This is a genomic window from Agrobacterium sp. P15N1-A (assembly GCF_044626815.1).
GTDB lineage: Bacteria > Pseudomonadota > Alphaproteobacteria > Rhizobiales > Rhizobiaceae > Agrobacterium > Agrobacterium leguminum.
In genome coordinates this window covers 143,065-154,823 of sequence record NZ_JBIUPF010000005.1, presented here as the reverse complement: position 1 = coordinate 154,823, position 11,759 = coordinate 143,065, and the positions used below count along the sequence as shown (strand labels likewise).

11 protein-coding genes are annotated in these 11,759 nt (G+C 59.9%); 8 read left to right on the top strand and 3 right to left on the bottom strand.

Going from position 1 to position 11,759, the window contains the following annotated elements:
* Positions 1-74: 74 nt before the first annotated feature.
* From ACIK7D_RS18140 to ACIK7D_RS18130, 3 genes are all read left to right on the top strand, one after another.
* Positions 75-1,070, top strand: a complete 996-nt coding sequence (locus ACIK7D_RS18140) for a DctP family TRAP transporter solute-binding subunit (RefSeq protein ID WP_080820762.1) — start codon at positions 75-77, stop codon at positions 1,068-1,070.
* A gap of 141 nt (positions 1,071-1,211) precedes the next feature.
* Positions 1,212-1,763, top strand: coding sequence for a TRAP transporter small permease (locus ACIK7D_RS18135; protein WP_137454756.1), 552 nt, complete (start codon positions 1,212-1,214; stop codon positions 1,761-1,763).
* 3 nt (positions 1,764-1,766) lie between these two features.
* Positions 1,767-3,047 (top strand): TRAP transporter large permease, encoded by a 1,281-nt coding sequence (locus ACIK7D_RS18130; protein WP_127757482.1) that lies wholly within the window; start codon positions 1,767-1,769, stop codon positions 3,045-3,047.
* A 24-nt stretch (positions 3,048-3,071) separates the two neighbouring features.
* On the opposite strand, the gene ACIK7D_RS18125 is transcribed toward ACIK7D_RS18130, so the two are convergent.
* Both ACIK7D_RS18125 and ACIK7D_RS18120 read right to left on the bottom strand, forming a co-directional pair.
* Positions 3,072-3,968 (bottom strand): LysR substrate-binding domain-containing protein, encoded by an 897-nt coding sequence (locus tag ACIK7D_RS18125; protein WP_065656179.1) that lies wholly within the window; start codon positions 3,966-3,968, stop codon positions 3,072-3,074.
* Between the two features lie 85 nt (positions 3,969-4,053).
* Complete coding sequence (locus ACIK7D_RS18120; protein WP_003522697.1) at positions 4,054-5,256, bottom strand: MFS transporter; 1,203 nt, start codon at positions 5,254-5,256, stop codon at positions 4,054-4,056.
* A 123-nt stretch (positions 5,257-5,379) separates the two neighbouring features.
* Here ACIK7D_RS18120 and ACIK7D_RS18115 point away from each other — a divergent pair, with 123 nt between their 5' ends.
* Positions 5,380-6,234, top strand: a complete 855-nt coding sequence (locus ACIK7D_RS18115) for a helix-turn-helix domain-containing protein (RefSeq protein ID WP_137454757.1) — start codon at positions 5,380-5,382, stop codon at positions 6,232-6,234.
* Positions 6,235-6,425: 191 nt separating this feature from the next.
* Here ACIK7D_RS18115 and ACIK7D_RS18110 read toward each other — a convergent pair whose 3' ends face one another.
* A complete protein-coding gene (locus ACIK7D_RS18110) occupies positions 6,426-7,316 on the bottom strand; it encodes a helix-turn-helix domain-containing protein (protein WP_080820769.1) in 891 nt (296 codons plus the stop codon).
* A 92-nt stretch (positions 7,317-7,408) separates the two neighbouring features.
* Here ACIK7D_RS18110 and ACIK7D_RS18105 point away from each other — a divergent pair, with 92 nt between their 5' ends.
* The 4 genes from ACIK7D_RS18105 to ACIK7D_RS18090 all read left to right on the top strand — a co-directional run bounded on the left by ACIK7D_RS18105 (position 7,409) and on the right by ACIK7D_RS18090 (position 11,728).
* Positions 7,409-8,680, top strand: coding sequence for an ABC transporter substrate-binding protein (locus ACIK7D_RS18105; protein ID WP_400156986.1), 1,272 nt, complete (start codon positions 7,409-7,411; stop codon positions 8,678-8,680).
* Between the two features lie 259 nt (positions 8,681-8,939).
* Entirely contained in the window at positions 8,940-9,800 is an 861-nt protein-coding gene (locus ACIK7D_RS18100; protein WP_065656190.1) for a carbohydrate ABC transporter permease, read from the top strand.
* Positions 9,797-10,633 carry a carbohydrate ABC transporter permease gene (locus ACIK7D_RS18095; protein WP_137454759.1) on the top strand — a complete coding sequence of 279 codons (837 nt, stop codon included), beginning with the start codon at positions 9,797-9,799 and terminating at the stop codon, positions 10,631-10,633. The genes ACIK7D_RS18100 and ACIK7D_RS18095 overlap by 4 nt, the downstream gene beginning before the upstream one ends.
* A 9-nt stretch (positions 10,634-10,642) precedes the next feature.
* Positions 10,643-11,728, top strand: a complete 1,086-nt coding sequence (locus ACIK7D_RS18090) for an ABC transporter ATP-binding protein (protein WP_137454760.1) — start codon at positions 10,643-10,645, stop codon at positions 11,726-11,728.
* The last annotated feature ends 31 nt before the right edge of the window (positions 11,729-11,759 follow it).

The following is an 11,759-nucleotide window of genomic DNA, read 5'->3' as shown; positions in this document are numbered from 1 at the left end:
AAACAAAGAGATAGAGCACGTCCAAAGATTCCGTTTTAACCGGACGTGCTTCATAGATAACAAGGGAGGAACACATGAAAATTTCGAAACTTTACGGTCTGGCTCTCGCCGCCACCATGCTGGTCGCATCCATCGCGCAGGCCGAAACGCTAACGCTTTCGACGCCGGATGCCGACAATTCCGAAATCACGCTCGCCGCCAACAAGTTTGCCGAGATCGTTTCGAAAAAGACCGACGGCAAACTCAAGATCAAGGTATTCCCGAACGGCACGCTTTATGGCGGCGACCCTTCGGCGGGCGTCAAGCAGCTGGCCGGCGGTTCGCTGGACATGCTTTTGAATTCGACCTCGCTTTACGCGACCTTCAATCCCAAGTTCACGGCCATCGCCATTCCCTACCAGTTCCGCGATATCGACCAGCTCCGGGTCTATCTCGACAGCGATCTCGGCAAGGAGCTTTCCACCGATCTGAGCAAGATCGGCATTCTCGGGCTCGATCTCTGGTCGCGGCCGCTGCGCCAGATCACCAATTCCAAGGCGCCGATCAAATCGCCGGCCGATCTCAAGGGCATGAAGCTGCGGGTGCCGAACAATCCGCTCTGGGTCGAGTTCTTCGGCGCCATGGGGGCTGCGCCGACGCCGATGGCCTTCGCTGAAGTTTACAATGCGCTGCAGCTGAAAGTCGTCGATGGGCAGGAAAATCCGGTCAACGTGCCTGTTAGCGCCAAGCTTTACGAAGTGCAGAAATATCTGACGATCAGCAACCACATTGCTGACGCCTGGGTGCTGGGCATGAACCCGGCCCGCTTCGAAGGTCTCGACGAGGGCTTCAAGACGGCGCTGAAGGAAGCGGCGACTGAAACCGAGCTTTGGAAAGCGCAGAACGACGCTGCCGATATCGACAAGTCGCTTGAGACGCTGAAGAAGAACGGCATGGAGGTCAACACGCTGACCGACGATGAGCGCAAGGCCTTCGTAGAGGTTGCGGCCGGTCTCTCGGCGAAGTTCTCGGCGCTGGTGAAAGATCAGGCGTTCTTCGACAAGACGCAGGCTTTCTTGAAGACGAACTGACGTTTCCCGCACTTGGACGGCCGGGCCTGAATGGATTGGCAGGCCCGGCCTCCGCAAACGTCAGCAGGCGTTGCTTTGCCAGAACGGCAGGGTGGCATTCGTTTACCGGATATCCGGTTTCAGCAGTGGAAGGGTATTGTCATGCGCGATACGAAACCTTCGGTGCTCGGCACCATCGTAAAACTCATCGCCGATATAGTCGCGGGGGCAGCCTGTGCCGGCATTCTCATCGTCGTGCTTCTTCAGGTCATCGGCCGCCTCATCGGCAGTCCGTTTCCCTGGACCGAGGAGGCGACCCGCTTTCTCTTCATCTGGATGGTCTTCCTTGGCCTTGCCGCCGGTTTCCGCACCGTGGAAAGCGCCCGTGTCGTGGTGTTTCTGGTGCTGTTCCACCGCTTCTTCCGGCGGCTGGCGGTGCCGATCTATGTCGGTTCATCGGTGTTCTTCTTCGGCATGATGGGCTGGACGGGTTTCACCCTGGTGCGCCAGCAGATCATGATGAACGAGACCGCCGCCACCCTGCCGATCCCGATGTGGGCCATCGGCATGGTTTTGCCCGTTTCCGCCATCATCGCCGTGCTCGCCATCATCGAATCGCTGCGCAGCCGCCGGGAGCTCATCGCGCTTCCCGAGCTTGGCCTGCCGGCGGACGAGATCGCCCATGCCGATATCTCCATTTCAGCAGGACATTGAGCCATGTCGGTCTTTCTTCTCATCGCCTTTTTCGGTCTCAGCATGCTCGGCGTGCCGCTTGCCATTGCGCTGGCGCTCGCCAGTGTCGGCACGCTGTGGCTCTTCACCTCCATGCCCATGGACCTGCTGTCGCAGACGATGTTCTCGTCGATGAACTCCTTCCTGCTCGTCGCCGTGCCGCTTTTCATTCTGGTCGGCACGGTTATGGAGCGGGGGCGAGTGGCGGAGCGCATCTTTGATTTCGCCGAGGCCATGGTCGGCTGGCTTCCGGGCGGGCTCGGCCACGTCAACGTCATCTCATCGGTGATCTTTTCCGGCGTCTCCGGCTCGTCCGTCGCCGATATCGCCTCGGTCGGCGCCATCGAGATCAAGGCCATGGAGCGCCACGGTTTTCCAAAGGGTTATGCCGTCGGCATGACACTCTGCACCTCGACGCTCTCCTCGATCATTCCGCCGTCGATCCTGATCGTGATTGCCGGTTCCATCGCCAACGTGTCGATCGGCACGCTGCTGATCGCCGGTCTGGTGCCCGGCCTCTTCATCGCCTTCGCCTTTCTGGTCTTCAACCACTTCTATTCGGTGCATTACGGTTACAATCCGCCGACACCGTTCAATTTCCGTCTGGTGGTCGTCACGGGTCTGCGCGCCGTCCTGCCAATGCTGACACCGCTGATCCTGATCATCGGCATTGCCAGCGGCCTGTTCACGCCAACGGAAGCAGCTGCCATCGCGGTGGTTTATGTCGCGGTGCTTGGCGTCATCGTCTATCGCACGCTGCCGGTGCGGGAACTGCCGGAAATATTGATCTCGACGGCGCGCATTTCTGGCACCATCCTGTTCATTGCCGCCACCTCGCAGCTTGCCGCCTGGGTCTTCACCTTCGATGGGCTGCCCGAACAGGTGGCCGAGCTTTTGCAGGCCATGAACCTCGGCCCCATGACCGGCATGCTCGTCATCTTCGTCTTCCTGCTGATCATCGGCATCTTCATGGAAGCGATCCCGGCGATGTTCATCCTCATCCCGGTACTGATGCCGCCGGTGGAGGCACTGGGCATCGATCCGATCCATTTCCTGATCGTGACTGTCATGACGCTGACACTCGGGCTGGTGACGCCGCCGGTGGGGGTCTGCCTGTTTGCGGCGGCACAGGTGGCGAATATGAAGATCGAGGATGTCATTCGCGGTTCGCTGGCGCCGATGACGGTGCTGACGCTTGCCATCTTCGCGCTGGTACTTTTCCCGGTGCTGACGCTCGGGCCAATCCGGCTGATGGGGCTTTATTGACGCGAAAACGGATTGCCTGAAACATCAGACAACGCGGCGGGCTTGCCACTCGTCGCGTTGTTTTCGCATCCACTCCAGAAACAGCATGACTTTTCTCTGCCGCAGATGGGAATGCGGGCAGACGATCCATTGGGTGACGAGCTTGATGCGCGGCGCGTCCGTCACGGCCGGCACCAGCATTTTGTCCTGCAGCTCCCGCTCCATCATCAAAGTGCTTTCCAGCGCCACGCCGATGCCGAGAACGGCGGCATCAATGGCCATGTGGCTGCGGTCGAACAGAACCCGCCGCCAGCGCTTTTCGGCTGTCACGCCGGCCAGAGGGAACCAGTGGTTCCATTGCGCCTGCGCCTTCACCGAATGGATCAGCCGCTGGTTCTGCAATTCCTCAGGCAGAAATTTACCGGCACCCTTATAATTCGGCGAACAGACCGGCAGGAATTCCTCCTCCACCAGACCTTCCACGAAGAGGCCCGGCCAGCGGCCATCGCCATGGCGCAGCTCTATATCGACAAGTTCCTGCGAAAAATCGGTGGGCTCGTTGGTGCCGTCGAGGCGCACTTCCAGTTCCGGGTGCTCCTCCAGAAACGAGCCGAGACGCGGCAGCAGCCATTTGTTGGAGATGGTCGGTGTCGCCCGGATCGTCAGCGTGGTGACCGAGCGGAAACCGCGAATGCTGTCGGTGGCGTCGGAAATCTGCTCGATCTGGGCGGTGATCATGGAAAAATAGCGCTCGCCCGCTTCAGTCAGCGTCACTTTGCGGCCGGTTCGCGCCATCAGGGTCGTGCCGAGCTGACCCTCCAGCAGCTGGATCTGCTGGGAAACGGCCGAAGGCGTCACGCTCAGTTCCTCCGCCGCCCGGGAAATGCTGCCCGCCCTTGCCGCGGCGTGGAAAACGAGGATCGATTTTATCGGGATCTGCATGGGTAGGGCTTTGCTCAACGGAATACGGCGGTCACCTGAGTATCACAGGTGACCGCCGTGTTGAAAAGCGTTGAACGCGAGGCTTTTAGCGGTGGCTCGGCAGTTTGGGCAGGAACACCGTGAGCAGGCCGAGCAGCGGCATGTAGGAGCAGATGCGGTAGACGAATTCGATGCCTTCCTTATCGGCATAAACACCCAGAACCGCAGCGCCGATGCCGCCGAAACCGAAGGCGAAACCGAAGAACATGCCGGCGATGAGACCGACGCGGCCCGGCACCAGTTCCTGCGCGAACACGACGATGGCCGAGAAGGCGGAGGAGAACACGAAGCCGATGACGACGACGAGAATGGCCGTCCAGAACAGGTTCGCATAGGGCAACAGCAGCGCGAAGGGAATGACGCCGAGGATCGAGAACCAGATGACGACGCGCGAGCCGAAACGGTCGCCGATCGGGCCGCCGAAGAACACGCCCAGTGCCGAAGCGCCGAGGAAGAGGAACAGCAGAACCTGCGCGTCCTGAACACCAAGACCGAACTTGTCGATGGTGTAGAAGGTGAAGTAGCTGGACAGGCTGGCGAGATAGGCATTCTTGGTGGCGGTCAGAACCACCAGTACCAGAAGCGTCATCATGACAGTGCCACGCGCAAGGGGAAGCGTGCGGCTGGCCGGCGCCTTGCCGACTGTTGCGCGGCGGTGGCGGGTGTACCAGACGCCAACCCAGGAAAGCACGCCAAAACCGACGAGCGCGATCAGCGAGAACCAGCTGAGGCTCGTCTGACCGAGCGGGATGACGATGAAGGCGGCGAGCAGCGGGCCGATGGCCGTGCCGGTATTGCCGCCCACCTGGAAGAAGGATTGCGCCAGACCATGACGGCCGCCGGATGCGAGACGCGCAACGCGGGAGGCTTCCGGATGGAAGATCGCCGAACCGATGCCGATGAGGCAGGCGCCGATCACCAGAACCTCGAAACTATGGGCAAAAGCAAGCGTGATGAGGCCGGCGCAGGTGGACAGCATGGCGACGGGCAGGGAGAACGGCATGGGCCAGCGGTCCGTCACCATGCCGACAACCGGCTGCAGCAGCGAGGCGGTGACCTGAAAGGCGAAGGTAAGCAGGCCGATCTGCATGAAATCGAGCGCGTAATTCGCCTTCAGCAGCGGGTAAAGCGACGTCAGCAGCGATTGCATGATGTCGTTCAGCATGTGGCAGAAGCTGGCGGCTGCGATGATCGAAAACGCCGTGCGTTGCGGATTGAAGCTGTTGCCGGCGCTGGTAACAGTGGCCATGATGAAGTCCTCTCGGGTTCCCGGCGGAAGACGGGAAACATGTCTTTATTTCTTCCCGCTTTTATTCATATTGTTTCTGGCCTGCATTTGTGTTCTGGACGATTTTCTTTGTGAGTGGGCCAAATGGCAAAAATCAAATCGCGGCAGCCTTCAGGACTGACGCATGACGAGCATGAACGCAGTCTAAAATTGATCGATGGCACCAATGAGCCGGTGCTGGCGCTTTGCCGCGTTTACCCCACCGGGCACCGGACGCCGCCCCACAGCCATAGCCGCGTGCAGATCTGGTGCGCCCGTCAGGGCGTCGTGCTTGTCAGCACTGCGGATGGTCGCTGGATGATACCGCCCGGTCATGGATTGCTCATTCCCGCCGGGCTGCAACATGAGGCGGAAACCATCTCGACGGTGGAGATGCATTCGATCTACGTCCATCCGGACCTGTTTCATGCGGGCGCACCGCGCGTGGTGGAAATAACCGATCTCGCCTCCAGCCTGATTTCGGAATTGCTGGGTGAGGAACACCAGCCGGCGGCTTTTCACCGGCAGGGCCTTGTGCGGGCGCTGTTGCTAGACGAGGTCAACCGCCTGCCGGAAAGGCCGCTCGGACTGCCTTTTCCAGATAATCAGCGTCTGGCGGCGCTGTGCCGCGATTTCCTGAAAAAGCCGGTGGCGCGGGTGGAGATCGATGACTGGGCGGCGGCCATGGGCATCAGCCGGCGTTCTTTTACGCGGCTGTTCCGCAAGGAACTGGGGTTGAGTTTCGTCACCTGGCGCCAGCAAGCCTGTATCTTCGCCTCCCTGCCGAGACTGGCGGCGGGGGAGGCGGTGACGAATGTGGCGCTGGATGCGGGTTATGAAAACATACCGGCTTTCACCACCATGTTCCGGCGAATGCTGGGCAGTTCACCAAGGGCCTATCGGCAGGCGGCGCGGCAGCGCAGCGCTGCTTTTTCCGACACGGAAGATATAGGGGACTAGGCTTAACGCTCCTCATCCCTGTGCTTGTCACAGGGATCCAGCCAGCCCAAGTCCTTGGGCTGGAAGGACTCTTTTCGCCGCGCAGACGCGCGTCGGCTGGATTCCTGTGACAAGCACAGGAATGAGGGGTGGAGATGGGACGCGTCGGTACCATGTAGGTTGCTTACGGTAACTGCTGCATTGGAAATACCCTAAGCCGCAGTCGCCCGCATGTCGCGGCGGAAATCGGAAGGCGACATGCCGGCGATTTGGCGGAACGCCTTGTTGAAGGCGCTGACGGAGCCGAAGCCGCTTTCCATGGCGATCTGCAGGATATTGTCCTTGCCGGTCATCAGCATCGCCTGCGCGCGCGAAAGCCGCAGCAGGGTCAGATATTTGATCAGCGTCATGCCGGTGGATTTGCGGAACAGGTTCATCGCATATTTCGGATGCAGCGATGCGGCACGGGCAATCTCCGTCGCGTCGATATCGTCGAGAAAATTGGCGGCGATGAAGTCGCACATGCGCACCACGCCGATGGAGGGCGCCATGCCCTCGTCATCCTCCCTGCGTTTGCCATTGGCGGCGGATGATATGACGGAGTAGGGTTCAAGGAACATCCGCTCGACCCTGAGCAGCAATTCCTCCACCGCGTGCTGGGCTTTCGCCTGTTCGCCCGAAGTGACGTAACGAAACCAGCGGCCGAAGTTTTCCGCATCTGCGCGGTCGGTCTCAGCGCTCACCATTGTAGCACCACCCATCAGCAGGCTGGAGACGGTGGCGGGCAGCCGCATGCGGAAGAAGTGCACCAGCGGCAGATGCGCGCCGGCATAAAAGGAATCGTCGGAGGAGTGATCCATCTGGTGCGGCTGGCCACCCCAGAAGATGCACATCTGGCCGGCATCGAGCGTCAGGTCGTGATCGCCCATGCGATAATGCACCGATCCCGACATCACGTAATTCACTTCCACCTGCGCGTGCCAGTGGGGCCTGAGCATGATGGGCGGATGATTGTGAAAAAGCTGCAGCGTTGTCGGCATGCCTTCGATGCTGCTTGCACCCGGCTGGTAGAAGGCTCTTTCAGCAATCTTACTTTCCGCCAAATCGATGTTCCCTTTTTACGAGACAGATTTCCTGCCGCCGCTAATGTGCCCATGTTCGCTGAAGAACGGCAATTGAAAAAGGGAGGTTTTCAATGTGCTTGAAATTTCTTGGCGCGTCTACGGCCATGCTGCTTCTCGCAGCTCCGGCTTTCGCGCAAACAGAAACCGTCACCATCTGGAGCTGGAACGTCGCGGCTTCCGCGCTGAAATCCACGGTAGAGGGCTTCAACAAGCAGAATCCGGATATCAAGATCGTCGTTGAAGACCTTGGAAACAATCAGGTTTTTGACAAGACGCTGGCTGCCTGCGCAGCCGGGGGCGATGGTCTTCCTGATATCGTCACCATTGAAAATTTCGAGGCGGAACTGTTCTGGAGTCGTTTTCCCGATTGTTTCGCCAATCTGACCGAGCTTGGCTATACGCCTGAGAAACAGGCGCTTTTCCCTGATTTCAAGCGCACGGAACTGGAGGTTGACGGCGTCGCCTATGCGGTTCCGTGGGATTCCGGTCCGGTGGCGGTATTTTATCGCCGCGACTTCTATGAGAAGGCAGCCGTCGATCCGGCCACCATCAAAAGCTGGGATGATTTCATTGCCGCCGGCAAGAAGGTCATGGCCGCCAATCCCGGCACCGTGATGGCGCAGGCCGATTTCAACGGCGACAGCGAATGGTTTCGCATGATCGCCAATGAGCAGGGATGCGGTTACTTTTCGACTGATGGCCAGAACATCACCATCAACCAGCCCGCCTGTGTCGCGACCCTTGAAAAGGTCAAGGAAATGAAGGACGCTGGCATCATCACGGCGGCGATCTGGGATGAGAAAATCCAGGCCAATACGGCCGGCAAGGCCGCCAGCCAGATGTATGGCGCCTGGTATGAAGGTACGGTTCGTTCCGGCTCTCCTGATCTTTCCGGCAAATGGGGCGTCTATCTGATGCCGAGCCTGACGGCGGATGGTCCGCATGCGGCCAATCTCGGCGGCTCGTCGCTGGCGATCAGCTCGACGTCTCAGCACAAGGAAGCGGCGTGGAAATATATCGATTACGCGCTGACCACCAATGAAGGCCAGGTGACGATGCTGAAATCCTTCGGCCTTGTTCCCTCGCTGCTCTCAGCCATCGACGATCCGTTCGTCAAGGAAAAGCAGGCCTATTGGGGCGGGCAGGCGGTGTGGACCGATATTCTGGCCACCCTGCCGAAGATCGTGCCGAGCCGCGGCACGGCGTTCCAGTCGGATGCGGATGCGATCTACAAGGCGACGCAGACGAAATATCTCGCCGGCGGTTATCCCGATGCGAAAGCAGCGCTTGATGATGCGGCCAAGCAGATCGAAACGGCCACGGGGCTGCCCGTCGCGCAGTAAGCCGGTGGCTGTTTTATGGACCGAGAGGGTGCTGCACTTTTCTTCTCCCCGAGGGGGAGAAGTCCGCGGCAGCGGGATGAGGGGGCGAGGGTAGAGATATCCGGTGAGCCAGCCCCCTCATCCGACCCTTCGGGCCACCTTCTCCCCCTCGGGGAGAAGAAACGCGCCGCACCGCCTTGCAATGGTCTCGCCCTCAAACGGGGGCAGGCCTCCAAGCTTTTCCATTTATCCGGCCATCGTCCGGCACATGGAGGTCGTCATGCCGTCCAGGAACAGGATCGCTTATGCGTTCCTTGCGCCCTATCTTCTGATTTTCGCCACCTTCTGGGTCTGGCCGATCATCAGCTCGTTCATGCTGTCGTTCCAGAACACGCGGATCAATCCGTGGCGGTTTGCGCCTTCCATGAACTGGGGGCGGCTCGTTTCCGATCCGGCCTTTTATAACGCGCTTTATAATACGCTGATCATTCTGGTCATTCAGGTGCCCGTGATGATCGCGCTCGCCACCGTCATGGCGGTGCTGTTGAATTCGCCGCTCCTGAAGGCGCGGCCGCTTTATCGTTTTGCCTTTTTTGCGCCTGTCGTCGTTGGCGAGGTGGCCTATGCGGCTGTCTTCCGGCTGATGTTCAGCGCCGATTTCGGCATCATCAACAAGCTCATCACCTCCGTCGGCCTTTCGCCCGTCTCGTGGTTCGACAATGCCAATGCGGCCATGGCGCTGGTGATTATCGCGGTGACATGGCGCTGGGCGGGGTATAACGCCATCATCATTCTGGCCGGGCTGCAATCGATCCCCGGCGATGTCTATGAAGCGGCGACGCTGGACAAGGTCAGCAAGCGCCAGCAGTTCTTTTATATCACCCTGCCGCTCCTCAAACCCATCATCCTGTTCTGCGTTGTCCTGTCGGTCATCGGCACCATGCAGCTGTTTGCCGAACCCTTCCTCATCACCAACAGGGGCGGGCCGGGCGGCGGTACGGAGACGCTGGGGCTGTTCCTTTATCGCCAGGGCTTCACCTCGCTCAATTTCGGTTATGCCTCGGCGATTGCCTACACCATGGCGGCGCTCGCCATCGCCATTTCGCTGCTTAATCTCTGGGTCGGGAGGGAGCCGAAATGAGATCGAAATCGAGATCGCTTTTCTGGCAGAAGATCGCGCTGCATGCGGCGCTGACACCGCTTGCCATCATCTGGCTGTTTCCGCTGTGGATGATGTTCGTGTTCTCGACCATGCCGGATTACGGCATTTTCAGCCCGGACATTGTTCTGGTGCCGTCCACCAACTTCGTCGAGAATTTCAACAATCTGCAGGCGGATACCAATTTCCTCAGGGCCATGTTCATCTCGATCACCGTCGCCGTCATTTACACCGTGCTTTCGGTGTTCCTGACGTCGATGGCCGGCTGGGCGCTGGCGCGTTACCGCTTTGCCGGACGCGGGGTGGTGATCGCCATCATTCTCGGCACCATCACTTTGCCTTTTGCCGTCGTCGTCATTCCGCAATTCATCATGGTGGCGCGGGAATTCAAGCTCGCCAACACCTGGGTGGCGCTGATCGCGCCGCCGCTGTTCAACTCGCTCGGCGTACTGTTCATGCGGCAATCCTTCTCGATGATGCCGACCGAGCTTTTCGACGCGGCGCGCGTGGAGGGCGTCAAGGAATGGCAGATTTTCCTGCGCATCGCCCTGCCATTGGCGCGACCCACCATGGCGGCGCTGTCTATCATTCTCTTCCTGGCCTCGTGGAACAATTACCTCTGGCCGCTTCTCATCAATTCCCGCCCAGGAATGATGACCGCACCCGTGGCGCTTGGCACCCTCATCGGGCTGACCAAAGTGTCATGGGGCGGCATCATGGCCGGCGCGGTGCTGCTCACCGCACCCATTCTCGTGGTTTTCGTGGCTTTGCAGCGTCACTTCATCGCCGGCATTTCCGCCGGGGCAGTCAAGTAAGGGGGCCGCATGGCGGAACTTTCGCTCAACAACGTGGTCAAGCGTTACGGCGCGCTGGAAGTGATCCATGGCGCAAATCTGGAGGTAAAGGACGGGGAGTTCGTCGTTTTCGTCGGCCCCTCCGGCTGCGGCAAATCCACGCTTCTCAGAATGATCGCCGGGCTGGAGGATATTTCCGGCGGCGATATCGTGATCGGCGGCAGGACGGTGAGTGATGCCGACCCGGCAGATCGCGGCATTGCCATGGTGTTCCAGTCCTATGCGCTTTATCCGCATATGACGGTGGCCGAAAACCTCTCCTTCGGCCTTAGAATGAACGGTAACCCCAAGGCGGATACGCAAAAGCGGGTCAACCGCGCCGCCGAAATTCTGCAGATCAACGAATTGATGCAGCGCCGGCCGAAGCAGCTTTCCGGCGGCCAGCGCCAGCGCGTCGCCATCGGCCGCGCCATCGTGCGCGAACCGCAGGTCTTCCTGTTCGACGAGCCGCTATCGAACCTCGATGCGGAATTGCGGGTGCAGATGCGCGTGGAAATCTCGCGCCTGCACAAGCAGCTCGGCACCACGATGATCTATGTGACGCATGACCAGACCGAGGCGATGACGCTCGCCGACAAGATCGTTGTGCTGCGGGCGGGCAATATCGAACAGGTCGGCGCGCCGCTCGATCTCTATGACGATCCCGCCAACCGCTTCGTTGCCGGTTTCGTCGGTTCGCCGAAGATGAATTTTCTCGACGCTACCATCATCGGCAGCGGCGCCGACAGCGTCACGCTCGCTCTCGACAGCGATCCTGCGGTGCGGCTGACGTTACCGATAAAAGAACGCGTCAACGAGGGGGCCAAGGTCTCGCTTGGCATCCGGCCGGAGCATTTTGCCGATGCGGGCGGGGGCGATGCCGATCTCACCGTGCATGTCGATGTCGCCGAACATCTCGGCAATACCAGCTATGTCTATGCCCGAACCGAAGGCGGCGAGCAGCTGATCATCGAACGGCCGGAATCGCGCGATGTCGGCAATCGCGACCGGCTGACGGTCGGCCTTTCCGCCCGCCGGGCTTTCCTTTTCGACAGCAAGGGCGAACGCCTGCGCTGAACCCTTTCCCAAGCACCCAAGACTGATATGA

Excerpts from the sequence above, each read along its gene's own strand:
- ACIK7D_RS18140 (WP_080820762.1), top strand. The coding sequence starts at position 75 with ATGAAAATTTCGAAACTTTACGGTCTGGCTCTCGCCGCCACCATGCTG.
- ACIK7D_RS18135 (WP_137454756.1), top strand. The coding sequence starts at position 1,212 with ATGCGCGATACGAAACCTTCGGTGCTCGGCACCATCGTAAAACTCATC.
- ACIK7D_RS18130 (WP_127757482.1), top strand. The coding sequence starts at position 1,767 with ATGTCGGTCTTTCTTCTCATCGCCTTTTTCGGTCTCAGCATGCTCGGC.
- ACIK7D_RS18125 (WP_065656179.1), bottom strand. The coding sequence starts at position 3,968 with ATGCAGATCCCGATAAAATCGATCCTCGTTTTCCACGCCGCGGCAAGG.
- ACIK7D_RS18120 (WP_003522697.1), bottom strand. The coding sequence starts at position 5,256 with ATGGCCACTGTTACCAGCGCCGGCAACAGCTTCAATCCGCAACGCACG.
- ACIK7D_RS18115 (WP_137454757.1), top strand. The coding sequence starts at position 5,380 with ATGGCAAAAATCAAATCGCGGCAGCCTTCAGGACTGACGCATGACGAG.
- ACIK7D_RS18105 (WP_400156986.1), top strand. The coding sequence starts at position 7,409 with ATGTGCTTGAAATTTCTTGGCGCGTCTACGGCCATGCTGCTTCTCGCA.
- ACIK7D_RS18100 (WP_065656190.1), top strand. The coding sequence starts at position 8,940 with ATGCCGTCCAGGAACAGGATCGCTTATGCGTTCCTTGCGCCCTATCTT.
- ACIK7D_RS18095 (WP_137454759.1), top strand. The coding sequence starts at position 9,797 with ATGAGATCGAAATCGAGATCGCTTTTCTGGCAGAAGATCGCGCTGCAT.
- ACIK7D_RS18090 (WP_137454760.1), top strand. The coding sequence starts at position 10,643 with ATGGCGGAACTTTCGCTCAACAACGTGGTCAAGCGTTACGGCGCGCTG.